General features: G+C 40.9%; 31 protein-coding genes. 28 read left to right on the top strand and 3 right to left on the bottom strand.

What is annotated here, in order from left to right; all coding sequences use genetic code 11:
• Window positions 1-7 precede the first annotated feature (7 nt).
• Genes trpD through trpA form a run of 5 tightly spaced genes read left to right on the top strand, consistent with a single transcriptional unit; the run spans window position 8 to window position 4,338 of the window.
• Entirely contained in the window at window positions 8-1,012 is a 1,005-nt protein-coding gene (gene trpD / locus I1J71_RS04655) for an anthranilate phosphoribosyltransferase (RefSeq protein ID WP_195183897.1), read from the top strand.
• Window positions 1,009-1,776, top strand: coding sequence for an indole-3-glycerol phosphate synthase TrpC (trpC, locus tag I1J71_RS04650; protein ID WP_195183896.1), 768 nt, complete (start codon window positions 1,009-1,011; stop codon window positions 1,774-1,776). The genes trpD and trpC overlap by 4 nt, the downstream gene beginning before the upstream one ends.
• A complete protein-coding gene (locus I1J71_RS04645) occupies window positions 1,763-2,362 on the top strand; it encodes a phosphoribosylanthranilate isomerase (RefSeq protein ID WP_195183895.1) in 600 nt (199 codons plus the stop codon). The genes trpC and I1J71_RS04645 overlap by 14 nt, the downstream gene beginning before the upstream one ends.
• Window positions 2,340-3,563, top strand: a complete 1,224-nt coding sequence (gene trpB / locus I1J71_RS04640; protein ID WP_195183894.1) for a tryptophan synthase subunit beta — start codon at window positions 2,340-2,342, stop codon at window positions 3,561-3,563. The genes I1J71_RS04645 and trpB overlap by 23 nt, the downstream gene beginning before the upstream one ends.
• The gene (gene trpA / locus I1J71_RS04635; protein ID WP_049494322.1) at window positions 3,556-4,338 is read left to right on the top strand and encodes a tryptophan synthase subunit alpha; all 783 of its coding nucleotides are present in this window, start codon (window positions 3,556-3,558) and stop codon (window positions 4,336-4,338) included. The genes trpB and trpA overlap by 8 nt, the downstream gene beginning before the upstream one ends.
• Here trpA and I1J71_RS04630 read toward each other — a convergent pair.
• Window positions 4,307-4,969 carry a prepilin peptidase gene (locus tag I1J71_RS04630; protein ID WP_195183893.1) on the bottom strand — a complete coding sequence of 221 codons (663 nt, stop codon included), beginning with the start codon at window positions 4,967-4,969 and terminating at the stop codon, window positions 4,307-4,309. The genes trpA and I1J71_RS04630 overlap by 32 nt on opposite strands.
• A 70-nt stretch (window positions 4,970-5,039) precedes the next feature.
• Here I1J71_RS04630 and I1J71_RS04625 point away from each other — a divergent pair, with 70 nt between their 5' ends.
• The 9 genes from I1J71_RS04625 to I1J71_RS04585 all read left to right on the top strand — a co-directional run bounded on the left by I1J71_RS04625 (window position 5,040) and on the right by I1J71_RS04585 (window position 9,374).
• Window positions 5,040-5,495: a GNAT family N-acetyltransferase gene (locus I1J71_RS04625; RefSeq protein WP_195183920.1), complete on the top strand. Its 456-nt coding sequence runs from the start codon at window positions 5,040-5,042 to the stop codon at window positions 5,493-5,495.
• Window positions 5,496-5,580: 85 nt separating this feature from the next.
• A complete protein-coding gene (gene truA, locus I1J71_RS04620; protein ID WP_195183892.1) occupies window positions 5,581-6,330 on the top strand; it encodes a tRNA pseudouridine(38-40) synthase TruA in 750 nt (249 codons plus the stop codon).
• Window positions 6,320-7,093 carry a bifunctional hydroxymethylpyrimidine kinase/phosphomethylpyrimidine kinase gene (locus I1J71_RS04615; RefSeq protein ID WP_195183891.1) on the top strand — a complete coding sequence of 258 codons (774 nt, stop codon included), beginning with the start codon at window positions 6,320-6,322 and terminating at the stop codon, window positions 7,091-7,093. Before truA ends, I1J71_RS04615 begins: the two co-directional genes overlap by 11 nt.
• Complete coding sequence (locus I1J71_RS04610; RefSeq protein WP_195183890.1) at window positions 7,071-7,538, top strand: ECF transporter S component; 468 nt, start codon at window positions 7,071-7,073, stop codon at window positions 7,536-7,538. Before I1J71_RS04615 ends, I1J71_RS04610 begins: the two co-directional genes overlap by 23 nt.
• Window positions 7,539-7,589: 51 nt before the next feature.
• The gene (locus tag I1J71_RS04605) at window positions 7,590-7,814 is read left to right on the top strand and encodes a YqgQ family protein (protein ID WP_006148960.1); all 225 of its coding nucleotides are present in this window, start codon (window positions 7,590-7,592) and stop codon (window positions 7,812-7,814) included.
• A 5-nt stretch (window positions 7,815-7,819) separates the two neighbouring features.
• Window positions 7,820-8,200 carry a rhodanese-like domain-containing protein gene (locus I1J71_RS04600; protein WP_004251440.1) on the top strand — a complete coding sequence of 127 codons (381 nt, stop codon included), beginning with the start codon at window positions 7,820-7,822 and terminating at the stop codon, window positions 8,198-8,200.
• Between the two features lie 92 nt (window positions 8,201-8,292).
• Complete coding sequence (locus I1J71_RS04595) at window positions 8,293-8,520, top strand: DUF4190 domain-containing protein (RefSeq protein WP_195183889.1); 228 nt, start codon at window positions 8,293-8,295, stop codon at window positions 8,518-8,520.
• Between the two features lie 190 nt (window positions 8,521-8,710).
• Complete coding sequence (locus I1J71_RS04590) at window positions 8,711-8,956, top strand: hypothetical protein (protein WP_195183888.1); 246 nt, start codon at window positions 8,711-8,713, stop codon at window positions 8,954-8,956.
• Between the two features lie 184 nt (window positions 8,957-9,140).
• Window positions 9,141-9,374 (top strand): DUF4190 domain-containing protein, encoded by a 234-nt coding sequence (locus tag I1J71_RS04585; RefSeq protein ID WP_195183887.1) that lies wholly within the window; start codon window positions 9,141-9,143, stop codon window positions 9,372-9,374.
• Window positions 9,375-9,414: 40 nt separating this feature from the next.
• On the opposite strand, the gene I1J71_RS04580 is transcribed toward I1J71_RS04585, so the two are convergent.
• Window positions 9,415-10,140, bottom strand: a complete 726-nt coding sequence (locus I1J71_RS04580; RefSeq protein ID WP_195183886.1) for a pseudouridine synthase — start codon at window positions 10,138-10,140, stop codon at window positions 9,415-9,417.
• 161 nt (window positions 10,141-10,301) lie between these two features.
• On the opposite strand from I1J71_RS04580, the gene typA reads away from it, so the two are divergent.
• Window positions 10,302-12,143, top strand: coding sequence for a translational GTPase TypA (typA, locus tag I1J71_RS04575; RefSeq protein ID WP_195183885.1), 1,842 nt, complete (start codon window positions 10,302-10,304; stop codon window positions 12,141-12,143).
• Window positions 12,144-12,162: 19 nt separating this feature from the next.
• A complete protein-coding gene (locus tag I1J71_RS04570) occupies window positions 12,163-12,411 on the top strand; it encodes a DUF3165 family protein (protein WP_195183884.1) in 249 nt (82 codons plus the stop codon).
• Between the two features lie 64 nt (window positions 12,412-12,475).
• Here the strand turns inward: I1J71_RS04570 and I1J71_RS04565 are convergent, their stop codons facing one another.
• The gene (locus I1J71_RS04565; protein WP_195183883.1) at window positions 12,476-13,444 is read right to left on the bottom strand and encodes an aromatic acid exporter family protein; all 969 of its coding nucleotides are present in this window, start codon (window positions 13,442-13,444) and stop codon (window positions 12,476-12,478) included.
• Between the two features lie 229 nt (window positions 13,445-13,673).
• Between I1J71_RS04565 and I1J71_RS04560 the strand changes: the two genes are divergently transcribed.
• The 12 genes from I1J71_RS04560 to gmk all read left to right on the top strand — a co-directional run bounded on the left by I1J71_RS04560 (window position 13,674) and on the right by gmk (window position 23,552).
• Window positions 13,674-14,234 (top strand): mechanosensitive ion channel family protein, encoded by a 561-nt coding sequence (locus I1J71_RS04560; protein ID WP_195183882.1) that lies wholly within the window; start codon window positions 13,674-13,676, stop codon window positions 14,232-14,234.
• 57 nt (window positions 14,235-14,291) lie between these two features.
• Window positions 14,292-15,197 (top strand): magnesium transporter CorA family protein, encoded by a 906-nt coding sequence (locus I1J71_RS04555; RefSeq protein WP_195183881.1) that lies wholly within the window; start codon window positions 14,292-14,294, stop codon window positions 15,195-15,197.
• Between the two features lie 16 nt (window positions 15,198-15,213).
• A complete protein-coding gene (locus I1J71_RS04550) occupies window positions 15,214-15,741 on the top strand; it encodes a YqeG family HAD IIIA-type phosphatase (protein WP_195183880.1) in 528 nt (175 codons plus the stop codon).
• Window positions 15,742-15,743: 2 nt separating this feature from the next.
• Complete coding sequence (gene yqeH / locus I1J71_RS04545; protein ID WP_195183879.1) at window positions 15,744-16,850, top strand: ribosome biogenesis GTPase YqeH; 1,107 nt, start codon at window positions 15,744-15,746, stop codon at window positions 16,848-16,850.
• Window positions 16,851-17,063: 213 nt separating this feature from the next.
• A complete protein-coding gene (gene yhbY, locus I1J71_RS04540; RefSeq protein WP_195183878.1) occupies window positions 17,064-17,375 on the top strand; it encodes a ribosome assembly RNA-binding protein YhbY in 312 nt (103 codons plus the stop codon).
• A gap of 48 nt (window positions 17,376-17,423) precedes the next feature.
• Window positions 17,424-18,053, top strand: coding sequence for a nicotinate-nucleotide adenylyltransferase (locus I1J71_RS04535; protein ID WP_000963691.1), 630 nt, complete (start codon window positions 17,424-17,426; stop codon window positions 18,051-18,053).
• The gene (gene yqeK, locus I1J71_RS04530; RefSeq protein ID WP_195183877.1) at window positions 18,053-18,646 is read left to right on the top strand and encodes a bis(5'-nucleosyl)-tetraphosphatase (symmetrical) YqeK; all 594 of its coding nucleotides are present in this window, start codon (window positions 18,053-18,055) and stop codon (window positions 18,644-18,646) included. The genes I1J71_RS04535 and yqeK overlap by 1 nt, the downstream gene beginning before the upstream one ends.
• Window positions 18,647-19,000 carry a ribosome silencing factor gene (gene rsfS, locus I1J71_RS04525; RefSeq protein WP_195183876.1) on the top strand — a complete coding sequence of 118 codons (354 nt, stop codon included), beginning with the start codon at window positions 18,647-18,649 and terminating at the stop codon, window positions 18,998-19,000. It abuts the gene before it with no gap.
• Window positions 19,001-19,110: 110 nt separating this feature from the next.
• Window positions 19,111-19,851, top strand: a complete 741-nt coding sequence (locus I1J71_RS04520; protein ID WP_195183875.1) for a class I SAM-dependent DNA methyltransferase — start codon at window positions 19,111-19,113, stop codon at window positions 19,849-19,851.
• 9 nt (window positions 19,852-19,860) lie between these two features.
• Window positions 19,861-20,958 carry a nucleotidyltransferase gene (locus I1J71_RS04515; RefSeq protein WP_195183874.1) on the top strand — a complete coding sequence of 366 codons (1,098 nt, stop codon included), beginning with the start codon at window positions 19,861-19,863 and terminating at the stop codon, window positions 20,956-20,958.
• 217 nt (window positions 20,959-21,175) lie between these two features.
• Entirely contained in the window at window positions 21,176-22,789 is a 1,614-nt protein-coding gene (locus tag I1J71_RS04510; protein ID WP_195183873.1) for a ribonuclease Y, read from the top strand.
• Between the two features lie 136 nt (window positions 22,790-22,925).
• Entirely contained in the window at window positions 22,926-23,552 is a 627-nt protein-coding gene (gene gmk, locus I1J71_RS04505) for a guanylate kinase (RefSeq protein ID WP_000775049.1), read from the top strand.
• Window positions 23,553-23,569: the final 17 nt, after the last annotated feature.

Genomic DNA, 23,569 nt, shown 5'->3' with positions numbered 1-23,569 from the left:
ACATAAAATGAAAGAAATTATTGAAAAATTAGCGAACTTTGAAGATCTATCAAGTGTTGAAATGACAGATGTTATCGAACGTATCGTGACAGGGCGAGTAACAGAAGCACAAATCGCATCACTCCTTTTAGCACTCAAGATGAAAGGGGAGACACCGGAAGAAAGAACAGCCCTTGCTCAAGTCATGAGAGGACATGCTCAACACATTCCAACAAGCATCCAAGATGCTATGGATAACTGTGGTACAGGTGGAGATAAGTCATTTAGCTTTAACATCTCAACAACTGCAGCCTTTGTTTTGGCAGGTGGGGGAATCCACATGGCCAAACATGGAAATCGCTCTATTTCTTCTAAATCTGGGTCAGCAGATGTCTTGCAAGCTTTGGGAATCAATATTGACCTTAAACCATCACAATTGGGTAAGGTATTTGACCAAACAGGAATCGTCTTTCTCTTTGCCAAAAACATGCACCCAGCCATGAAATACATTATGCCAGCTCGTTTGGAGTTGGGAATTCCAACTATCATGAATTTGACAGGACCGCTCATCCATCCAATGGTTTTGGAAACACAGCTTCTAGGAATCAGTCGTCCTGAACTTCTGGAAAGTACTGCTCAGGTCTTGAAAAACATGGGTCGCAAACGTGCCATTGTAGTAGCTGGTCCAGAAGGATTGGATGAGGCTGGTTTGAATGGAACTACCAGCATTGCCCTTCTTGAAAATGGTGAAATTACTTTATCAACCTTTACTCCAGAAGATTTGGGAATGGAACGCATTGCTATTGAGGACATTCGTGGTGGAAATGCTCATGAGAATGCAGCCATCCTTGTCAGTGTTCTTAATAACGAACCAAGTCCATTCTTGGAAACAACAGTCTTAAATGCAGGTCTCGGTTTCTATGCCAATGGTAAAGCAGACAGTATCAAGGACGGAGTTGAATTGGCACGTCAAGTGATTGCCAGTGGTAAGGCCCTTGAAAAACTCAGACTATTACAGGAGTATCAAAGATGAGTCAGGAATTTTTATCACGTATCCTAGAGCAAAAGGCGCGCGAAGTTGAAAAGATGGAGCGAGAGGAAGTTCAGCCCTTGCGCCAGACCTATCGTTTGGCAGAATTTTTGAAGAATCACCAAGACCGTTTGCAAATCATTGCTGAGGTCAAAAAGGCAAGCCCAAGTCTAGGTGATATCAATCTTGATGTGGATATCGTACAACAGGCCCAGACTTACGAGGCTAACGGCGCGGTTATGATTTCTGTTCTGACAGATGAGGTTTTCTTTAAAGGTCATTTGGATTATCTGAGGGAAATTTCCAGTCAGGTAGAGATTCCGACGCTCAACAAGGACTTTATCATCGATGAAAAGCAAATCATCCGTGCTCGCAATGCAGGTGCGACCGTCATCTTGCTCATCGTAGCGGCCTTATCTGAAAAACGACTGAAGGAGCTTTACGACTACGCGACAGAGCTTGGTCTGGAAGTGTTAGTGGAAACTCATAATTTGGCTGAACTGGAAGTTGCTCACCGCCTTGGAGCTCAAATTATCGGTGTTAACAATCGCAATTTGACAACCTTTGAAGTTGACTTACAGACTAGCGTAGACTTGGCACAATACTTCAAGGATGATTGCTTCTACATTTCCGAATCTGCTATTTTTACAGAGGAGGATGCAAAACGTGTTTCACCATACTTTAACGGAATTTTGGTGGGAACAGCCCTCATGCAAGCAGAAGACGTAGCCCAGAGAATCAAGGAGTTGCAGATTGACAAAGGTTAAGATTTGTGGACTATCTAATATAGAAGCGGTAGAAACGGCTGTGTCAGCTGGAGCAGACTATATCGGTTTTGTCTTTGCACCTAGCAAAAGACAGGTGACCGTAGAACAAGCAGCAGAGTTGACTGAGATTATTCCTGCAAATGTAAAAAAAGTTGGGGTATTTGTTTCACCCAGTCGGGCAGAACTGTTAGGAGCGGTAGACAAAGTTGGTTTGGACTTTGTGCAGGTTCATGGTCAGGTGGCGGATGATTTGTTTGAGGATTTGCCTTGTGGCAGCATTCAGGCTGTTCAGGTTGATGAAGGGGGGCATGTACCCAATTCTCAGGCAGATTATCTACTCTTTGACGCTCCTGTTGCAGGAAGTGGACAAACCTTTGACTGGGGGCAACTGGATACGACAGAACTATCTCAGCCTTTCTTCATCGCAGGTGGGCTAAATGAGGACAATGTAGCAAGAGCAATTCAGCATTTCTCTCCCTTTGCAGTAGATGTATCAAGCGGAGTAGAAACAGACGGACAAAAAGATCATGAAAAGATTAGAAGATTTATAGAGAGGGTAAAGAATGGCATATCAAGAACCAAATAAAGATGGATTTTACGGGAAATTCGGTGGACGTTTTGTCCCAGAAACATTGATGACAGCAGTATTGGAATTGGAAGAGGCTTATCGTGAAAGTCAGGCAGATCCAAGTTTTCAAGAGGAGTTAAACCAACTTTTGCGCCAGTATGTAGGTCGTGAAACTCCTCTTTACTACGCAAAAAACTTGACCCAGCATATTGGCGGAGCCAAGATTTACCTCAAACGTGAAGACCTCAACCATACAGGTGCCCACAAGATTAACAATGCCTTGGGACAAGTTCTTCTGGCTAAACGCATGGGCAAGAAGAAAATTATCGCTGAGACAGGTGCTGGTCAACACGGTGTGGCAACTGCAACAGCTGCAGCTCTCTTCAACATGGAATGTACCATCTACATGGGCGAGGAAGATGTCAAACGCCAAGCCCTCAATGTTTTCCGCATGGAGCTTTTAGGAGCTAAGGTAGAGGCAGTGACAGATGGTTCGCGCGTGCTCAAGGATGCAGTCAATGCAGCCCTTCGTTCTTGGGTGGCAAATATCGATGATACCCACTATATTCTTGGTTCTGCCTTGGGGCCCCATCCTTTCCCAGAAATTGTTCGTGATTTCCAGAGTGTTATCGGTCGAGAAGCCAAACAACAGTACCGTGAATTGACAGGTGAAAATTTACCAGATGCCCTAGTAGCCTGTGTTGGTGGTGGCTCTAATGCCATCGGGCTCTTCCATCCATTTGTGGAAGATGAGTCAGTGGCTATGTATGGAGCTGAAGCAGCAGGACTCGGTGTGGATACAGAGCATCACGCAGCTACCTTGAGCAAGGGTCGTCCAGGTGTTCTTCACGGTTCTCTCATGGATGTGCTCCAAGATGCCCATGGTCAAATCTTAGAAGCTTTCTCAATTTCAGCAGGTTTGGACTATCCTGGTATCGGTCCAGAACATTCTCATTACCATGATATCAAACGTGCGACCTATGTGCCTGTGACAGATGAAGAGGCCTTGGAAGGCTTCCAACTCTTGTCTCGTGTGGAAGGGATTATCCCAGCTTTGGAGTCTAGTCACGCTATCGCTTTTGCTGTGAAATTAGCCAAAGAACTTGGACCAGATAAGTCTATGATTGTCTGTCTATCAGGTCGTGGAGACAAGGATGTGGTTCAAGTTAAAGACCGCTTGGAAGCAGAAGCAGCAAAGAAGGGAGAAGCTCATGCCTAAGACCTTAACCGAAAAATTGACAACTCTTAAAGCAGCAAAAAATGGAATTTTTGTTCCCTATATCATGGCTGGAGACCATGAAAAAGGTTTGGATGGACTTGCTGAAACAATCCACTTTTTAGAAGATTTGGGTGTGTCTGCTATTGAAGTGGGAGTTCCTTTCTCAGACCCAGTTGCAGATGGTCCAGTTATCGAAGAAGCAGGCTTGCGCAGTCTAGCTAGTGGTACTTCTACACAGGCTCTAGTTGAAACTTTGAAGACTATTGAAACAGAAGTTCCACTTGTTATCATGACCTACTTTAACCCCCTCTTTCAGTATGGTATTGAGAAATTTATCAAAGACCTTTCTGATACAGCGGTTAAGGGATTGATTATTCCAGACCTGCCTCATGAGCATGCTAATTTTGTAGAGCCTTTCTTGGCAGGTACAGACATTGCTTTGATTCCACTTGTCAGCTTGACGACAGGAATGGAGCGTCAAAAAGAACTCATTGAGGGAGCTGAAGGTTTTGTCTATGCCGTTGCTATCAATGGGGTCACAGGGAAATCAGGAAATTACCGAGATGACTTGGACAAGCACTTGAATCAACTTCATCAAGTGGCTGACATTCCGGTATTGACCGGATTTGGTGTATCCACACAGGATGATGTAGAACGTTTCAATGAGGTATCGGACGGCGTTATCGTCGGTTCCAAGATTGTTAAGGCTCTACATGAAGGACAAGTAGCAGAAATCGCTGACTTTATCCGAGAAGCAGTAGCTTACCAAAAATAATCATACAAGCAGCCAGCAAGAGGAAAGGCACAAAAGGTAGTCTTTCCTTTTTCTTTAGTAGGAGAAAGGCTAGAATGCCAGTTGTGGAAGCAAATTGAATTAAAATCAGCATCTCGGTTAGGCTAAAAACAAGAGCACAGGAAGCCAGAAAGAGAAAATCCCCTGCACCTATGCGGATATCGATGAAATGAGCAATGATTCCAAGAATCAATAAGAAAGCCATGGCCAGATTCCAACTACAGAAAAACATGAGGAATAAGTGAAAAATCAGCCAGACGAGCAAGGGATATTCTTGATGACGAAGGTCATAAATGCCCAAAGTCAAGCCGGCAGTTATCAAGATGATTTGCCCAAAAGTTAAAAATCCCACAGACTCAGCTAGAAAGAGCAGTCCCAAAGACAACTCAAAGAAGGCATACCAGACAGGATAGCTTGACTTGCAATAGCGACAGCGAAAGCGATTGAATACCTGTGAGAGAAATGGAATCAAATCCAGTGGTCTCAAACGAGTCTGACAAGAATCGCAGTGACTAGCAGGAAAGATAATAGACTGCTCAGGAAAGCGGTCAATGACAAGACCTAGAAAGGAAGCAAAAATAGCTCCAACAAGAAAAAAGTAAAGGTGAATCATACTTATTAATTCGGAAAAAATAAGAGAAAGGGTATAATAGTTGGATAAAGGAGAAATTTTAGGAGCAAATATGAACATTCACTTTGAAAAAGGACTTCAGATAGAAAATGCCCAACTCATTTGTCACTGGTCTAATGCTTTGGGAGAAAGTTTTCAGAAGCAATGGATGGGACCCAAAATTTCTTATCCCTTGATTGTCCGATCCTTACAAAAGCTGGGAGGAATTTTTTCCATTTTTGCTGAAGAAGAGTTTGTAGGCGTCATCCAGAAAATCAAACTAGAAGATAAAAATCTTCATATTGGAAGATTTCTTATAGCTCCTCATAGGCAGGGACAGGGCTTAGGTAGCCAGGCTTTAAGGAAATTTGTTAGTTTGGCCTTTGAAAATGAAGACATAGATACTATTTCTCTAAATGTCTACGAGGCAAATCAAACAGCTTACAATCTTTACCAAAAAGAAGGATTTGAAATCGTTCAAATGGTTGAAGTACCTGTACGAAAATATATAATGAGAAAATCGAGGTAAGGACTAGTCGATATCTAAAACTGTCCCCGTATAATTTTTGGTTTTCAAACTTGTTGCAGAGAAATTTTCTTGATAAAATAGATACATGACTAGATATAAAGCAATCATTTCCTATGATGGCTACGCCTTCGCTGGTTTTCAGCGGCAACCACACGCGCGTAGTGTCCAAGAGGAAATTGAAAAAACTTTAACCAAATTAAATAAAGGGCAGGCCATTACCATCCATGGTGCAGGGCGAACGGATAGTGGTGTTCATGCGCTAGGGCAGGTTATCCACTTTGATCTTCCCTATCAGATGGATGAGGAAAAGCTTCGCTTTGCTCTCGATACTCAAAGTCCTGAAGATATAGATGTCATTTCGATTGAAATTGTGGCTGATGATTTTCATTGCCGTTATGCCAAGCATAGCAAGACCTATGAGTTTATCGTGGATAGAGGGCGTCCTAAAAATCCTATGAGACGTCATTATGCCACCCACTATCCCTATCCACTAGATGTGGAACGCATGCAAAAGGCTGTGAAGAAATTAGAAGGAACCCATGATTTCACCGGTTTTACTGCTGCCGGAACTAGTGTGGAGGACAAGGTAAGAACGATTACGGAAGCCAGTCTTAGGGTTGACGAGACCGGTCAATTTTTGACCTTTACTTTCTCTGGCAATGGCTTCCTCTATAAGCAGATTCGAAATATGGTCGGGACCTTGCTAAAAATTGGTAACAATCGTATGCCAATTGAGCAGATTGACCTGATTTTGGAGAAAAAAGACAGACAGTTGGCAGGCCCGACTGCAGCACCCAATGGTTTGTATTTGAAGGAGATTCGTTATGAAGAATAATCGTATTTTAGCACTTTCAGGAAATGATATTTTTAGTGGTGGTGGACTAGCTGCTGACCTTGCGACCTATACTTTGAATGGTTTGCATGGTTTTGTAGCTATGACTTGTTTAACTGCTTTGACGGAAAATGGTTTTGAGGTCTTCCCGACAGATGAGACTATTTTCCAACAACAGTTGGATAGCCTCAAGAGCGTAGACTTTGGAGGGATTAAGGTTGGTCTCTTACCGACTGTGGGTGTTGCTGAAAAAGCCCTTAACTTTATCAAGGAACGCACAGGAGTTCTAGTGGTATTGGATCCAGTTCTCGTTTGTAAGGAAACGCATGATGTTGCTGTCAGCGAGCTTTGTCAAGAGTTGATTCGCTTTTTCCCTTATGTGACTGTAATTACACCCAATCTACCTGAGGCAGAATTGCTAGTAGGCCAAAAGATTGAAACCTTGGACGATATGAAGGATGCAGCTCAGAAGTTACATGACTTGGGTGCACCAGCAGTGATTATCAAGGGTGGAAATCGTCTTAGTCAGGATAAGGCTGTGGATGTCTTTTATGATGGAGTGAATTTTACCATTTTTGAGAATCCAGTCATAGAAGGACAAAATGCTGGTGCAGGATGTACTTTTGCATCGAGCATTGCAAGTCAATTAGTCAAGGGAGAGGGGCTATTACCTGCGGTTGAGAGTTCCAAAGCCTTTGTTTACCGTGCCATCGCACAAGCAGATCAATATGGAGTAAGACAGTATGAAGCAAACCAAAACAAGTAAAATCGCCCTATTATCAATACTGACTGCCCTATCGGTAGTTTTAGGTTATATTGTCAAAATCCCAACCCAAACAGGAATCTTAACTCTTTTAGATGCTGGTATCTTTTTCACTGCTTTTTATTATGGAAAACGAGAAGGAGCTATTGTGGGAGGTCTAGGAGGTTTCATTATTGACCTGATCTCAGGCTATCCTCATTGGATGTTCTTCAGCTTGCTTTTCCATGGTTTGCAGGGTTACTTTGCAGGTTTTAAAGGAAAATGGAAGTGGCTTGGATTAGTTTTAGCAACTTTTCTCATGGTAGCTGGATATGCATGTGCGACTTCTTGGATGAAAGGTTGGGGTGTAGCTCTGACAGATATTCCTCACAATTTGTTGCAGAATTTTGTTGGAATGATTGTTGGGTATCTTCTCTATCAGAGTATTAAGAAAATTAGTAAGCAGTAAAAAGGAAGTCTTCCCTGGGAACTATTGAAAAAAATCTGATTATTTGCTAAAATGAAAGCTATGAAAACACTCTACGATGTGCAACAATTTCTCAAACAGTTCGGTATTCTTGTCTACATGGGCAAACGTCTTTATGACATTGAATTAATGAAGATTGAACTATCTCGAATCTATGATGCTGGTTTGATGGATAAGCTAGATTATCTAGAAGCGGAGGCTATTCTTCGCAGAGAGCACAAACTAGAATTAGACTATTTAGAAAAAAATGGAGATTAGATATTATGGTAACTTGGGTATTATGGGGACTTGTAGTGGCGATGTTGGCATGGATGGGATACAACTATCTTCGTATTCGCCGTGCAGCAAAAATTGTAGACAATGCAGAGTTTGAATCGTTGATTCGTACAGGTCAGCTAATTGACCTGCGTGAGCCAGCTGACTTCCACAGAAAACATATCCTTGGAGCTCGTAATATTCCTTCAAATCAATTGAAGACAAGTCTTGCAGCTCTTCGCAAGGATAAACCTGTCCTTTTATATGAAAATCAACGTGCGCAACGTGTAACCAATGCAGCACTTTTCTTGAAAAAACAAGGTTTCTCAGAAATTTATATCCTTTCTTACGGATTGGATTCTTGGACAGGGAAGGTTAAGACCAGCTAACAATGTGAAATAAAGTTGTCACATATGTTTAATATAAAGTTTTAGCTTTTTGTGATATAATTAATTTGTATTAAATTTAAGGAGTTTTTATTATGCAAGAAAAGAAAAAAGCCTCACTTGTTTTAGGTATCCTATCTATCGTCCTTGGTTTGTTATCTCCAATCGTAGGTCTTATTTTGGGTATCGTTGGACTTGTTTTGGCTAATTCGCACGAAAAACAATCTGAACTAGTGTATAAAACAGAAAAAATTCTCAATATCGTAGGGATTGTCATTTCTGTACTTAACTGGATTGCAGCCCTCGTAATGATTTTTGGCTAATCAAAAACAAAAAAGCTTTATGTTTAAAGCTTTTTTATTATATCCACTTTTCGTTAAGTGGTTTTTAATGATTTTTAATTCTTTCTGGCTCAGGGACAGGTTTTCATAGTTCTAAAACTTGTTACCTAATAGATAAATCCGGTTTGTATGGTATAATGAATGCGTAATAAGTTTAAGGAGATTTTAGAGCATGCAAGAAAAGAAAAAAGCATCACTTGTTTTGAGTATCCTGTCTATCATATTTGCCTTTGGATTTCCAGTGTTAAGTATTATTTTTGGTATTTTTGGTTTGGCCTTGGCTAATTCACATCAAAAAGAGTCTGGACTAGACTATAAGACAGAAAAAATTCTCTCTATTTTAGGGATTGTGTTAGGGATTGTGATTTCTGCACTTATCTGTATCGTACTTATCTCACAACTTTCGAGAATTCATTAAAACAAAAAAGCTTTAGTTTTAAAGCTTTTTTGTTTTATCTATTTTTCGTTAAGTGGATTTTAATCATTTCTAGTTCTTCTTGTTTCAAAAAATTGGTTAACATAGTACAAAAATGCTACCAAATAAATAAATCCAATTTTTATGGTATTATTAATGAGTATCAAAATTAAGGAGTTTTTATAAAATGAATGCGCAGCAAAAGAAAAAACACTCACTCATTTCAGGTATCCTATCTATTGTCCTCGGATTACTAAATCCATTCGTAGGCCTGTTTTTGGGTATCGTTGGTCTAGTTTTGGCTATCTCACTTCAAAAAGAATCTGAACTAGACTATAAAAAAGAACGAACACTCAATATCGTAGGTATTGTAATTTCTGTTCTTCACTTTATTTTAGGTGTCATGCTATTCATACGCTAAAGAAGATTTTAAAAAACTTTAGTTTTAAAGCTTTTTTGTTTTATCCACTTTTTTCTAAGTAGTTTTTAATGCTTTTCAATTCCTCTTTATTCAAGTGTCGGTATTGACCTTCTGCTAGGTCAGGATCTAATAGAAAATCTCCGAACTGAACTCGTTTGAGGGCAGTGACCTTGACACCAACTGAGAGAAACATTTTCTTGACCTGATGAAATTTCCCTTCAGAGATGGTGATGGTGGCTCGGCTGAGACTAGGACTTGAAGATAGAATCTTAAGCTGAGCAGGTTTACAAATAGTTCCATCAAGAAAGACAATCCCACTTTTGAACTGCTGGATGTGATCTGGTATGAGTAAGCCGTTCACCTCAACTTGATAAGTTTTATCGACATGATATTGAGGGTGGAGAAGTTGAAAACCTAGAGGGCCATTGTTTGTTAAGAGGAGGAGCCCTGTCGTATCTCGATCTAGCCGACCGATAGCATAGAGTTGGTCTGATTGGAGGTGTTGAGGTAGTAAGTCCATAACTGTTGGGAGCTTCTTGTCCTTGCTTGCTGTCACGACACCATTTGGTTTGTGAAGCATGAGATAGGTGTGCTCATATCCTTGGATTTTTCTACCCTGAAAAATCAACTCTTGTAATCCCGTATCAACATTCTGTGCAAGGGAAGTAGCAGGGACTCCATCTACTAAGATTTCTTTTTTTAGGAGAGCCAATTTCATGGTTTTTCGACTGATTTTTTCCTGGGCTAATAAATTATCTAAACGCATACCAGCCTATCTTATCACAAGTCAGGATTTTTGAAAAGAAAAGATAAGCCATGAATTTTCTTTTGAAAACATTTACACTTACTTGAGTTAAGTCATTTGCTTAAAATTGTGGTATAATTGCTCAGTTAGAAAATAAATTTTTGAATATAACAGAGGAAATCATGACAAAATTAAGAGAAGATATCCGTAATATCGCGATTATCGCCCACGTCGACCACGGTAAAACAACCCTCGTTGACGAATTATTAAAACAATCTGAAACTCTTGATGCGCGTACAGAATTAGCTGAGCGTGCAATGGATTCAAACGATATTGAAAAAGAGCGTGGAATTACCATCCTTGCGAAAAATACAGCCGTTGCCTACAACGGAACTCGTATCAACATCATGGATACACCAGGACACGCGGACTTCGGTGGAGAAGTTGAGCGGATCATGAAAATGGTTGACGGTGTTGTTTTGGTCGTAGATGCTTACGAAGGAACAATGCCTCAGACTCGTTTTGTTTTGAAAAAAGCCTTGGAGCAAGATCTTGTTCCGATCGTTGTAGTTAACAAAATCGATAAGCCATCAGCTCGTCCAGCAGAAGTAGTAGATGAAGTTTTGGAACTTTTCATCGAACTTGGTGCAGATGATGATCAGCTTGACTTCCCAGTAGTCTATGCTTCAGCAATCAACGGAACATCTTCATTGTCAGATGATCCAGCCGACCAAGAAAAGACTATGGCGCCAATCTTTGATACCATTATTGACCACATTCCAGCTCCAATCGATAACTCAGATGAGCCACTTCAATTCCAAGTGTCTCTTCTTGACTACAATGACTTCGTTGGTCGTATCGGTATCGGACGTGTCTTCCGTGGTACTGTTAAGGTCGGAGACCAAGTTACTCTTTCTAAACTTGATGGTACAATCAAGAACTTCCGTGTTACAAAACTCTTTGGTTTCTTTGGTTTGGAACGTCGTGAAATCCAAGAAGCTAAGGCTGGTGACTTGATTGCCGTATCAGGTATGGAAGACATCTTCGTTGGGGAAACAATCACTCCAACAGATGCAGTTGAAGCTCTTCCAGTTCTTCATATCGACGAACCTACTCTTCAAATGACATTCTTGGTTAACAACTCACCATTTGCTGGTCGTGAAGGTAAATGGGTGACTTCTCGTAAGGTTGAAGAACGTTTGCAAGCTGAGCTGCAAACAGACGTATCTCTTCGTGTAGATCCAACAGACTCACCAGATAAATGGACAGTTTCAGGACGTGGGGAATTGCACTTGTCAATCCTCATCGAGACTATGCGTCGTGAAGGTTATGAGCTTCAAGTATCTCGTCCAGAAGTTATCGTCAAAGAAATCGATGGTGTGAAGTGTGAGCCATTTGAGCGCGTGCAAATCGATACACCAGAAGAATACCAAGGTTCTGTTATCCAAAGCCTTTCTGAACGTAAGGGTGAAATGTTGGATATGATTGCAACAGGTAATGGTCAAACTCGTTTGGTCTTCCTAGTTCCTGCGCGTGGTTTGATTGGATACTCAACTGAGTTCTTGTCAATGACTCGTGGTTACGGGATTATGAACCATACCTTCGACCAATACTTGCCATTGATTCCGGGTGAAATTGGTGGACGTCACCGTGGTGCCCTTGTTTCGATCGATGCTGGTAAGGCTACAACTTACTCTATCATGTCTATCGAAGAACGTGGTACTATCTTTGTTAACCCAGGTACTGAGGTTTACGAAGGAATGATCATCGGTGAAAACTCTCGTGAAAATGACTTGACTGTTAATATCACGAAAGCAAAACAAATGACTAACGTTCGTTCCGCTACTAAAGACCAAACAGCGGTTATCAAGACTCCTCGTATCTTGACTCTTGAAGAATCACTTGAGTTCTTGAACGACGATGAGTATATGGAAGTAACGCCTGAATCGATTCGTTTGCGTAAACAAATCCTTAACAAGGCAGAGCGCGAAAAAGCAAATAAAAAGAAAAAATCAGCTGAATAAGAGCTAGAAAGAGATAAAGATGGTCTATCTAATCATAGGGATTTTATTACTCTTACTCTATATCTTTGCGACACCTCAAAGTATCAAGGGGACGGTCAATGTTGTAATATTAGTCTTTGGACTTGTTGCCCTCGTAATCTTGTTGCTCTTATCTGCCCTACAGATTTTCCAACTTCCAGTAGAAATCTTTATTACATTGGGAATGCTGGCTCTTACTTACTTTAGTTTGAGAGATATCAGTCTCATGTCGATTCGAAAAAAGCACTAAAATTAATTCGAATTTAAAAATAAGAAAAAACTTCTATTAGCAACTAAGTTGCCGATAGAAGTTTTTATTTGTCACTATTATTGTCAGAATAACGGTTGTAGAAATCTACTTTTATCTGGATAAAATGTTCTAATTCGCGAAAGAGTTGTAGAAGCGTAGCCCGTGTCTCAAACTCTTCTCTAGTTTTAGGGAGAGATCGATTGCGAAACACCTCTAGGTAGCTCTCGATATCATTCAATAAGTTGTAGGCTGGATTTGTTTGACTCAATTGATGAGCTGTTTTTGAAAAGAGCTGAGCGACAATCAAACTCTCACTAGCGGCTAGTTGGCATGTGTTAATCTGTTGAGCCATATTTCTTAAGATACGCGTTTGTCTTTGTCGCATCTCAAAGTAGTGAATATGATAATCTGTCTGGTGAAAGAGATGATCAGAGTGATCGAGGTAAACTAGCTTAAGAGCATCCTCAAGTAGTTGGTCAAGTTCGTTGACTAGTTGAGCCTGATTACGGCCATCTCCTCTTTTCAGATAGTAAGAAAGCCGTAGAAGAACATCCCTGAGTTTTTCTTCAACAAGAGTATGATAATGTTGAATTTCTTTTTCACGTGAAGGCATATAGAGATTGACCAGAAGCGCAAAGCCAGTACCGATTAGGAAGAGTAAGAGCTCATTCAGTAAAAGTGTTGGTGCTGTCGATTCTTGGATTAAGAGATGGCTAACCAGAACACTACTAGGAGTGATTCCAATTTCCCAACCGAGTTTATAGGCAAGAGGCACATATACAGCAAGATAAAGTCCGAAGCTCCAAATATGATAACCAGTTAGTTGAAAGGCAATAACACCAACTAAGAGAGCTAGAAGAGTTGAAAAAAGACGATTGCGGGCTAGTTTGATCGTGCTTCTTCGTGTATCAGAGAGACTCAAAATAGCAATGATACCAGCTGATACAGCTGATGACAAATCAAAAAAGTAGGCTAGTAAACAGGCAAAACAGGTTGCTAGGACTAGTTTTAAAGTACGTTGAGTGATAGACATAGAATACTTCCTTGAGATAAATGCTTTAAAGTTATAGTAGTAGGTATGGTAGAAAGGTCTATTCCAAGAGAGTTATTGAGAAAATAATTTGTTCTCCATGTAGTGGTTTGATTATAGTATAAATATGTTTTGAAATCAAGTGAATCTAATAATAGTATAGGCAGAATGAATATTTACCAAACTGGTTCAGATATTGTTTTATGGTATAATGTTAGGAAAGGAGCTTACTATGCCAACATTTATTCAAAATTATATCGATAAGTTAAATATCAGCAGTATTCTAGAAGAGTTGTTTTCAAAATTAGTCTCTCTAGTCCTTCTTTTTATTGTCTTTTATATCGTTAAAATAATTCTCCATCAAGTTGTGAAAAGAGTCGTTAAACCATCCTTAAAATTTTCCCAGAAAGATGAGGCGCGCCAAAAGACAATTTCTAGATTGATTGAAAATATTTTTAATTACACTCTTTATTTCTTTTTAGTCTACTGCATTTTGTCTATCCTAGGACTTCCTGTATCAAGTTTACTAGCTGGTGCTGGGATTGCCGGGGTTGCAATTGGTATGGGGGCGCAGGGCTTCTTATCAGATGTTATCAATGGTTTCTTTATTCTCTTTGAACGCCAGTTGGATGTAGGAGATGAAGTTGTTTTGACAAATGGTCCTATTACTGTATCGGGGAAAGTAGTTAGTGTTGGAATTCGAACTACTCAACTAAGAGGCGAAGACCAGGCTCTTCACTTTGTCCCCAACCGTAATATCACTGTGGTTAGCAATTTTTCAAGAGAAGAGTAGAACTGAAATTTCCCTTGATTTATGGTATAATGGAGGGAGTTTGACAGAGGAGAAATGATGGTTTTAGATAAACAATTAGGAAATGGTTGTACCTGGATAAATCTTGATATCGAAAAAATTAAAAATCTTGAAGATTTATCTGAAATCTATGGTTTGGATAAGGAAACCATCGAATATGCTCTGGATAGAAATGAACGAGCCCACATGGACTATAACCGTGAAAATGGGACTGTGACCTTTATCTATAATGTTCTGGACCTTGAGAAAGACAAAGAATACTATGAAGCTATTCCTATGACTTTTATCGTTGAAAACAAACGAATGATTACGATCAGTAACCATAAGAATGCTTATGTCATTGATCAAATGTTATCTTATCTGAATAGCCATGAGTCCCTTTCTATTTACAAATTTCTCTTTGCCGGTTTAGAGATTATTAGTAACGCTTATTATCCTGTCATTGAAGAAATGGATAAAAGTAAGGACGAAATTAGTGCCTTGCTACGTCAAACCACAACAAAGAAAAATCTCTTTGCTCTCTCTGACTTGGAGACTGGTATGGTATACTTGACAGCAGCGGCAAAACAAAATCGACTTCTATTGGAACATATCCAAGGTCATGCTCTGTATCGGAGATTTAATGAAGTTGAACGAGAGCAGTTTGACGATGCGATGATCGAAGCCCATCAGTTGGTGTCAATGACAGATTTGATTTCTCAAGTCTTGCAACAACTCTCAGCTTCTTACAACAACATCCTAAACAATAACCTGAATGACAGTTTGACAATTTTGACCATTATCTCAGTATTACTAGCAGTCCTTGCGGTTATTACAGGTTTCTTCGGAATGAATGTTCCTCTACCATTTACAGAAGAGCCAAATGCTTGGATTTATATCTTAATGGCTAGCTTGATTTTATGGGCAGCCTTATCTCAATGGCTGAAGAAAATTACTAGGAAATAAAAGAGAAGGAGCCAGAATGGCGATTGAAAATTACATGCCAGATTTTGCTGTGGAAGCAGTTTATGATTTGACAGTAGAAAGCCTGCAAAAACAGGGAATAAAAGCTGTTTTGGTGGATTTAGATAACACTCTCATTGCTTGGAATAACCCTGACGGGACTCCAGAGATGAAACGATGGTTGCACGACCTTCGTGATGCAGGGATTCGCATTATCGTAGTCTCAAACAATTCTAAGAAACGTGTTCAACGAGCAGTTGAAAAATTTGGAATTGATTATGTTTACTGGGCTTTGAAGCCTTTCACTTTCGGGATTGATCGAGCGATGAAAGAATTCCACTATGAGAAAAACGAAGTGGTCATGGTTGGGGATCAACTCATGACGGATATTCGAGCTGCTCACCGAGCAGGGATTCGTTCGATTTTGGTCAAACCCTTGGTCCAGCATGACTCAATCAAAACACAGATTAACAGAGCTCGTGAGCGCCGTGTTATGAAACAAATCACTGAGAAGTACGGGCCTATCACATATAAAAAAGGAATCTAACTATGGAAGAAATTCTCTGTATTGGTTGTGGAGCAACCATTCAGACGACAGATAAGACCGGTCTAGGCTTTACACCTCAGTCAGCACTCGAAAAAGGTTTGGAAACTGGTGAAGTTTATTGCCAACGTTGTTTCCGTCTTCGTCATTACAATGAAATCACAGATGTGCAACTGACGGATGATGATTTTCTCAAACTCTTGCACGAGGTGGGAGACAGTGATGCCTTAGTAGTGAACGTCATCGATATCTTTGACTTTAATGGCTCTGTTATCCCAGGCTTGCCTCGTTTTGTATCAGGCAACGATGTTCTCTTGGTTGGAAATAAAAAAGACATCCTTCCTAAGTCTGTTAAACCAGGTAAGATTAGTCAATGGCTGATGGAACGTGCCCACGAAGAAGGCCTACGTCCTGTTGACGTCGTTCTGACTTCAGCCCAAAACAAGCATGCTATCAAGGAAGTCATTGATAAAATTGAGCACTATCGTAAGGGTCGTGACGTCTATGTAGTTGGGGTTACCAATGTTGGGAAATCAACTCTTATCAATGCTATTATCCAGGAGATTACGGGTGACCAGAACGTCATCACAACTTCACGTTTCCCAGGGACAACCTTAGATAAGATTGAGATCCCACTTGATGATGGTTCTTATATCTATGATACACCGGGAATTATTCATCGTCATCAGATAGCCCATTACTTGACGGCCAAAAACCTCAAGTATGTCAGTCCTAAAAAGGAAATCAAACCTAAAACCTACCAGCTCAATCCAGAGCAAACTCTATTTTTAGGGGGCTTGGGACGCTTTGACTTCATCGCAGGAAAAAAGCAAGGTTTCACAGCTTTCTTTGACAATGAACTCAAACTTCATCGTACCAAGCTTGAAGGAGCGAGTGACTTTTACGATAAGCACCTTGGAACCCTCCTAACACCACCAAATAGCAAAGAAAAAGAAGACTTTCCAAAACTGGTCCAACATGTCTTTACTATCAAGGATAAGACAGACCTCGTTATCTCAGGACTAGGCTGGCTCCGTGTAACAGGAACTGCCAAAGTCGCCGTCTGGGCACCAGAAGGCGTCGCAGTCGTCACACGAAAAGCAATTATTTAAACACAGAAAGGAAAGAGTTATCTTTATAAAGGCGAGCATTGCGAGCCCCTAGAAGATACTTTTCGCCGTGGTGTTAGTTGGTACAAGTGATTGTACCAACTACGGATAATTTAAGACTTTAGGCTCAAATTTTAGTCATGAAAGTCTGAAGGACTTTGCTGACGTCCGTCACCACTTCAGAAAAGTATAAAAAGAAACTCTTTTAAATGAATTATGTCATTAACATCAAAACAACGTGCCTTCCTCAACAGCCAGGCACATACCCTCAAACCCATCATCCAAATCGGGAAAAATGGACTCAACGACCAAATCAAAACCAGCGTTCGACAAGCACTTGACGCCCGTGAATTGATCAAGGTTACTCTCTTGCAAAACACAGATGAAAACATCCACGGAGTAGCTGAAATCTTGGAAGAAGAAATCGGTGTGGATATAGTCCAAAAGATCGGCCGTATCTTGATTTTGTATAAGCAGTCAAGCAAGAAAGAAAATCGTAAGATTTCTAAAAAAGTTAAAGAAATCTAAAAATATACTCCCAAACTGTTTTTACAGAAGATTAAAGGAGATTAGCCTATGGCAATCGAATTATTAACTCCCTTTACAAAAGTAGAGTTAGAGCCAGAAATCAAGGATAAAAAACGCAAGCAAGTTGGAATCTTAGGGGGGAATTTTAACCCTGTTCACAATGCACATCTTATCGTGGCAGACCAAGTGCGCCAGCAGTTGGGATTGGATCAAGTTCTGCTCATGCCTGAGTATCAACCGCCTCATGTAGACAAAAAGGAAACCATTCCTGAACACCACCGTCTCAAAATGCTTGAGTTGGCAATTGATGGAATCGAAGGTCTAGCTATTGAGACCATCGAGCTGGAGCGTAAAGGTATTTCCTACACCTACGACACCATGAAGCTTCTAACAGAGAAGAATCCAGATACAGATTACTATTTCATTATCGGTGCAGATATGGTAGACTATCTGCCTAAATGGTACCGAATTGATGAGTTGGTGGAACTAGTTCAGTTTGTAGGGGTTCAACGTCCACGTTACAAGGCAGGGACTTCTTATCCAGTCATCTGGGTGGATGTGCCTCTCATGGATATTTCATCCAGCATGGTACGTGATTTCATTGCTCAAGGTCGCACACCTAACTTTCTCTTGCCAAAACCAGTGCTAGACTATATTGAGAAAGAAGGGCTTTACTGATGGCATACCAAGACTATATCAACTGTTCGCGTGAAGAATTGTTGGAAAAAATGGCAGAGCTCCTACCTGAAAAACGTCTAACTCATTGTCTGGGTGTAGAGCGTGCAGCCATAGAATTGGCTCAGCGCTTTGGTGTGGATGTTGAGAAAGCTGGTTTAGCTGCTCTCCTTCATGACTATGCTAAAAAGCTATCAGATCAAGAGTTTCTAGACTTGATTGATCGATATCAACTTGACTCTGATCTTAAAAAATGGGGTAATAATGTCTGGCATGGCATGGTCGGTATCTACAAGATTCAGGAAGATTTAGATTTACAAGATTCTGAAATCCTACGAGCTATTGAAATTCATACAGTTGGAGCTGGTCAGATGACGGACCTTGATAAGGTTATCTACGTCGCAGACTACATCGAGCATAATCGTGCCTTTCCAGGGGTGGACCAGGCGCGTGAGATTGCAAGTTTGTCACTCAATAAGGCGGTAGCCTATGAAACAGCTCGCACTGTGGAGCATTTGGCTCGTCAAGGATTGCCTATTTATCCCCAAACCCTTGAAACCTATAACGCCTATGTGCACTATTTGAAAGAGGACTAAATGAACGAAAAAGAATTATTAGAACTAGTCGTGAAAGCGGCTGATGAGAAACGTGCAGAGGATATTCTCGCACTTGACGTACAAGAATTGACCAGTGTAACAGATTACTTTGTTATCACTAGTTCTATGAATAGCCGTCAATTGGACGCTATCGCCGAAAATATCCGTGAAAAAGTAGCCCAAGCGGGCTTTAAAGGCAGCCATGTTGAAGGTGACGCAACTGGAGGCTGGGTTTTACTTGACCTTGGTGGTGTCGTAGTGCATATCTTCTCAGAAGAAATGCGTGCCCACTATAACCTAGAAAAACTATGGCATGAGGCGGATTCTGTAGACTTATCTGCAACCTTGGCCTAGTAGATGAACTCAGTTGCAGTCAACTGGGTTTATTTGCTTAATTTAGAAGAAAATGGATAGAAAGGTGAGGGCGAGTGGTATTTGCCAGGGACGCTCTTTGTAACTTAATTATGCCTACTTATGAAACCTTTGCGGCTGTTTACGATGCTGTGATGGATGATAGTTTATACGATAAATGGACGGATTTTTCTCTTCGTCATTTGCCTAAGACTAAGGAGAGAAAGAAACTCTTGGAGCTGGCTTGTGGTACAGGCATCCAGTCTGTTCGCTTTTCTCAAGAAGGTTTTGATGTGACTGGGCTAGACTTGAGCGCGGACATGTTGAAGATTGCCGAAAAGAGAGCGACTTCAGCCAAGCAAAAGATTGATTTTATGGAAGGCAATATGTTGGACTTATCCAAGGCTGGTAAATACGACTTTGTGACCTGCTATTCCGATTCTATCTGCTACATGCAGGATGAGGTGGAAGTCGGGGATGTCTTTAAAGAAGTCTATAATGCCCTCAATGAAGATGGGGTCTTCATCTTTGATGTGCATTCGACCTACCAGACAGATGAAGTCTTCTCAGGTTATTCTTATCATGAAAATGCGGAAGATTTTGCCATGCTCTGGGATACCTATGAGGATGCAGCACCACATTCTATCGTGCATGAGTTGACTTTCTTTGTTAAGGAAGCAGACGGTTCCTTTAGTCGTCATGATGAAGTCCATGAAGAGCGTACTTATGAGGTCTTGACTTATGATATTTTACTAGAACAGGCTGGATTCAAATCCTTCAAACTCTTTGCGGACTTTGAAGACAAGGAACCAACAGAAACTAGCACTCGTTGGTTTTTCGTCGCGCAGAAATAGGAGAATATCATGACCATTACAGGTATTATAGCGGAGTTCAATCCTTTTCATAATGGACACAAATACCTGCTGGAACAGGCTAAAGGGTTGAAAGTTGTGACCATGTCTGGGAATTTCATGCAACGAGGCGAGCCGGCTATCGTTGACAAGTGGATACGAGCCCAGATGGCGCTGGAAAATGGTGCTGATTTGGTCGTAGAATTACCCTTTTTAGTCAGTGTACAAGCAGCGGATTTCTTTGGTCAAGGTTCAGTAGATATCTTGGCTCGTTTGGGGATTGATACCCTTGCCTTTGGGACTGAAGAAGTTCTGGATTACCAGAAAATTGCTGATTTATACGCAGAACGTGGTCAAGAGATGGAATTCTTCATGGAAAACTTACCTGATTCTCTTTCTTACCCTCAGAAAACCCAAGCTATGTGGAAGGAGTTTGCAGGTCTTGATTTTTCTGGAGATACGCCCAATCATGTCCTTGCACTAGCATATGCTAAGGCGGTAGCAGGGCGAAAGATCAAACTGCATCCAATTCAACGTCAGGGAGCGGGTTACCATTCTGTGGACAAGGATGTTGACTTTGCATCTGCAACAGCCCTCCGTCAGCATCAATCAGATCAAGATTTTTTAGAACGCTTTATGCCTTCTGTTAATCTCTTTGAAAATGCTAGTAAGGTGAGCTGGGAAGATTATTTTCCCTTGCTCCGCTATCAAATCTTGTCAAATCCAGACTTAACCGCCATCTATCAGGTCAATCAAGAAATGGTTGTGCGCATTAGAGAAGCCATCAAAATAGCAAAATCTATTGAGGAATTGGTTGAGTTAGTGGCTACCAAACGCTACACCAAGGCGCGTGTGCGACGCCTCTTGACCTATATCTTGGTGCAGGCTAGAGAAAGTGACTTGCCAGAAGGTATTCACGTCCTTGGTTTTACCGAAAAAGGCAGACAACACCTTAAAGCTCTCAAGGAGCAGGTCAATCTCGTCAGTCGAATCGGCAAAGAACCCTGGGATGCCATAACCCAAAAGGCAGACCAAATCTATCAACTGGGATACCCGAGTATCGCAGAACAAAATTTTGGCAGAGTGCCAATCAGAATCGAAACAAACTAAGTCTACTGAAAGGTAGGCTTTTTTTTAGTTTTTTGCAAAAAATTTCTTTTAAAAAATAGTTAGGTTTAAGAAGCTTATTTTACTAAGGAAAATGAAGATATTGCTCCTAAAAATAACTAAAACAACTTCCATTTAAGGTTTGTTAAAAATATTTTTTTGTGGTAAAATGTATAAGAATGCATGTCATTCAGATAAACAAATAAATTGAGGTAAAAACATGGAAATTATGGCGATTGTTATAGTTGTTTTTGCCGTCATCATTGGTTTAGTCATTGGATATGTCAGCATCTCAGTCAAGATGAAATCATCACAAGAGGCTGCAGAGTTGATGCTTTTAAATGCTGAACAAGAAGCAACTAATTTACGAGGACAAGCTGAGCGCGAAGCGGATTTATTACTAAATGAAGCCAAGAGCGAAAGCAAATCCCTTAAAAAAGAAGCACTATTGGAGGCTAAAGAAGAAGCCAGAAAATACCGCGAAGAAGTGGACGCTGAATTTAAGTCGGAGCGTCAAGAACTCAAGCAAATCGAAAGTCGTTTGACGGAGAGAGCTACGAGCCTTGACCGTAAAGACGATAATTTGACGAACAAAGAAAAAACACTTGAACAAAAAGAACAAAGTATTTCTGATAGAGTAAAAAACCTTGATGCACGTGAAGAACAACTAGAGGAAATTGAAAAGCAAAAGCAAGCTGAACTAGAGCGTGTCGGAAGTCTGACTCAGTCAGAGGCAAAAGATATTATCTTAGCCCAAACAGAAGAAGACTTGACCAAGGAAATTGCTAGCCGCATTCGTGAGGCGGAGCAAGAAGTCAAGGAACGTTCAGATAAGCTTGCTAAGGATATCCTGTCCCAAGCGATGCAAAGAATTGCTGGTGAGTATGTAGCTGAGTCTACCAACTCGACAGTTCATCTGCCTGATGATACTATGAAAGGTCGTATCATTGGTCGTGAAGGTCGTAACATCCGTACTTTTGAAAGTTTGACAGGGGTCGATGTCATCATTGATGATACGCCAGAAGTAGTAACCTTGTCAGGTTTCGATCCTATCCGACGCGAGATTGCCCGTATGACGATGGAAACCTTGCTTAAGGATGGGCGTATTCACCCAGCTCGTATCGAAGAGTTGGTTGAGAAAAACCGTCAAGAAATTGATAACAGAATTCGTGAATATGGTGAAGCTGCAGCCTACGAAATTGGGGCGCCGAACCTTCACCCTGACTTGATGAAGATCATGGGTCGCCTGCAGTTCCGTACTTCATACGGACAAAATGTCTTGCGTCACTCGATTGAAGTGGCTAAGTTGGCTGGTATCATGGCTAGTGAACTTGGTGAAAATGCAGCTCTTGCCCGTCGTGCAGGATTCCTTCACGATATTGGTAAAGCCATTGACCGAGAAGTAGAAGGTAGCCACGTTGAGATTGGTACAGAATTAGCTCGCAAGTACAAAGAGAATCCAGTTGTGATCAATACCATTGCTAGTCACCACGGAGATGTAGAGCCTGAAAGTGTGATTGCAGTTCTCGTTGCTGCGGCGGATGCCTTGAGTGCAGCCCGTCCAGGAGCTCGTAGTGAATCACTTGAAAGCTACATCAAACGTCTCCATGATTTAGAGGAAATCGCTAATAGCTTTGAAGGAGTTCAAAATAGCTTTGCCCTTCAAGCTGGTCGTGAAATCCGCATCATGGTAAATCCAGGTCAAATCAAGGACGATAAGGTCACAATCTTAGCTCACAAAGTTCGTGAGAAAATTGAAAGCAACCTCGATTACCCAGGAAATATCAAGGTAACCGTGATTCGTGAACTTCGTGCAGTTGATTATGCAAAATAAATAAGAAAGAGCAGTTGAAAAATTACTGCTTTTTTGTTACACTAGATAGAAAGATTGTAGTAAGCAGAAATGCCTTCACAAAGAGAATTCTGAATGAATTTCCAAAGCATTTCACAAACTATCCAAAGGAGACATCATGGCAGACCGTGGCTTACTAATCGTTTTTTCAGGTCCTTCAGGAGTTGGAAAAGGAACGGTTAGACGAGAAATTTTTGAGAGTTCTGAAAACCAATTCCAATATTCTGTATCTATGACAACGCGGGCGCAACGTCCAGGTGAAGTAGATGGAGTTGACTATTTCTTCCGTACGCGTGAAGAATTTGAAGAATTAATTCGTCAAGGACAGATGTTAGAGTATGCAGAGTATGTAGGCAACTACTACGGAACTCCTCTGACCTATGTCAATGAAACCCTTGATAAAGGGATTGACGTTTTCCTTGAAATTGAAGTACAGGGAGCTCTTCAGGTCAAGAAAAAAGTTCCAGATGCAGTCTTTATCTTTTTGACACCACCAGATTTGGAAGAATTGCAAGATCGTCTCGTAGGCCGTGGTACCGATAGCGCAGAAGTGATTGCCCAACGTATCGAAAAAGCCAAAGAAGAAATTGCTTTGATGCGTGAGTACGACTATGCTATTGTCAATGATCATGTTCCTCTTGCCGCAGAACGTGTCAAACGTGTGATTGAAGCAGAACATTTCCGCGTCGATCGTGTCATCGGTCACTACCAGGATATGCTACCAAAGTCTCCAACTATTCGATAAACTATAGAAAACAGGTA

The organism is Streptococcus infantis (genome assembly GCF_015546995.1).
Lineage (GTDB): Bacteria > Bacillota > Bacilli > Lactobacillales > Streptococcaceae > Streptococcus > Streptococcus infantis_J.
This window is presented reverse-complemented; position numbering and strand designations above follow the sequence as displayed.

What these genes read in the sequence shown, in the direction of transcription:
- trpD (WP_195183897.1), top strand. Translation starts at nt 8, where the DNA reads ATGAAAGAAATTATTGAAAAATTAGCGAACTTTGAAGATCTATCAAGT.
- trpC (WP_195183896.1), top strand. Translation starts at nt 1,009, where the DNA reads ATGAGTCAGGAATTTTTATCACGTATCCTAGAGCAAAAGGCGCGCGAA.
- trpB (WP_195183894.1), top strand. Translation starts at nt 2,340, where the DNA reads ATGGCATATCAAGAACCAAATAAAGATGGATTTTACGGGAAATTCGGT.
- trpA (WP_049494322.1), top strand. Translation starts at nt 3,556, where the DNA reads ATGCCTAAGACCTTAACCGAAAAATTGACAACTCTTAAAGCAGCAAAA.
- I1J71_RS04630 (WP_195183893.1), bottom strand. Translation starts at nt 4,969, where the DNA reads ATGATTCACCTTTACTTTTTTCTTGTTGGAGCTATTTTTGCTTCCTTT.
- I1J71_RS04625 (WP_195183920.1), top strand. Translation starts at nt 5,040, where the DNA reads ATGAACATTCACTTTGAAAAAGGACTTCAGATAGAAAATGCCCAACTC.
- truA (WP_195183892.1), top strand. Translation starts at nt 5,581, where the DNA reads ATGACTAGATATAAAGCAATCATTTCCTATGATGGCTACGCCTTCGCT.
- I1J71_RS04615 (WP_195183891.1), top strand. Translation starts at nt 6,320, where the DNA reads ATGAAGAATAATCGTATTTTAGCACTTTCAGGAAATGATATTTTTAGT.
- I1J71_RS04610 (WP_195183890.1), top strand. Translation starts at nt 7,071, where the DNA reads ATGAAGCAAACCAAAACAAGTAAAATCGCCCTATTATCAATACTGACT.
- I1J71_RS04605 (WP_006148960.1), top strand. Translation starts at nt 7,590, where the DNA reads ATGAAAGCTATGAAAACACTCTACGATGTGCAACAATTTCTCAAACAG.
- I1J71_RS04600 (WP_004251440.1), top strand. Translation starts at nt 7,820, where the DNA reads ATGGTAACTTGGGTATTATGGGGACTTGTAGTGGCGATGTTGGCATGG.
- I1J71_RS04595 (WP_195183889.1), top strand. Translation starts at nt 8,293, where the DNA reads ATGCAAGAAAAGAAAAAAGCCTCACTTGTTTTAGGTATCCTATCTATC.
- I1J71_RS04590 (WP_195183888.1), top strand. Translation starts at nt 8,711, where the DNA reads ATGCAAGAAAAGAAAAAAGCATCACTTGTTTTGAGTATCCTGTCTATC.
- I1J71_RS04585 (WP_195183887.1), top strand. Translation starts at nt 9,141, where the DNA reads ATGAATGCGCAGCAAAAGAAAAAACACTCACTCATTTCAGGTATCCTA.
- I1J71_RS04580 (WP_195183886.1), bottom strand. Translation starts at nt 10,140, where the DNA reads ATGCGTTTAGATAATTTATTAGCCCAGGAAAAAATCAGTCGAAAAACC.
- typA (WP_195183885.1), top strand. Translation starts at nt 10,302, where the DNA reads ATGACAAAATTAAGAGAAGATATCCGTAATATCGCGATTATCGCCCAC.
- I1J71_RS04570 (WP_195183884.1), top strand. Translation starts at nt 12,163, where the DNA reads ATGGTCTATCTAATCATAGGGATTTTATTACTCTTACTCTATATCTTT.
- I1J71_RS04565 (WP_195183883.1), bottom strand. Translation starts at nt 13,444, where the DNA reads ATGTCTATCACTCAACGTACTTTAAAACTAGTCCTAGCAACCTGTTTT.
- I1J71_RS04560 (WP_195183882.1), top strand. Translation starts at nt 13,674, where the DNA reads ATGCCAACATTTATTCAAAATTATATCGATAAGTTAAATATCAGCAGT.
- I1J71_RS04555 (WP_195183881.1), top strand. Translation starts at nt 14,292, where the DNA reads ATGGTTTTAGATAAACAATTAGGAAATGGTTGTACCTGGATAAATCTT.
- I1J71_RS04550 (WP_195183880.1), top strand. Translation starts at nt 15,214, where the DNA reads ATGGCGATTGAAAATTACATGCCAGATTTTGCTGTGGAAGCAGTTTAT.
- yqeH (WP_195183879.1), top strand. Translation starts at nt 15,744, where the DNA reads ATGGAAGAAATTCTCTGTATTGGTTGTGGAGCAACCATTCAGACGACA.
- yhbY (WP_195183878.1), top strand. Translation starts at nt 17,064, where the DNA reads ATGTCATTAACATCAAAACAACGTGCCTTCCTCAACAGCCAGGCACAT.
- I1J71_RS04535 (WP_000963691.1), top strand. Translation starts at nt 17,424, where the DNA reads ATGGCAATCGAATTATTAACTCCCTTTACAAAAGTAGAGTTAGAGCCA.
- yqeK (WP_195183877.1), top strand. Translation starts at nt 18,053, where the DNA reads ATGGCATACCAAGACTATATCAACTGTTCGCGTGAAGAATTGTTGGAA.
- rsfS (WP_195183876.1), top strand. Translation starts at nt 18,647, where the DNA reads ATGAACGAAAAAGAATTATTAGAACTAGTCGTGAAAGCGGCTGATGAG.
- I1J71_RS04520 (WP_195183875.1), top strand. Translation starts at nt 19,111, where the DNA reads ATGCCTACTTATGAAACCTTTGCGGCTGTTTACGATGCTGTGATGGAT.
- I1J71_RS04515 (WP_195183874.1), top strand. Translation starts at nt 19,861, where the DNA reads ATGACCATTACAGGTATTATAGCGGAGTTCAATCCTTTTCATAATGGA.
- I1J71_RS04510 (WP_195183873.1), top strand. Translation starts at nt 21,176, where the DNA reads ATGGAAATTATGGCGATTGTTATAGTTGTTTTTGCCGTCATCATTGGT.
- gmk (WP_000775049.1), top strand. Translation starts at nt 22,926, where the DNA reads ATGGCAGACCGTGGCTTACTAATCGTTTTTTCAGGTCCTTCAGGAGTT.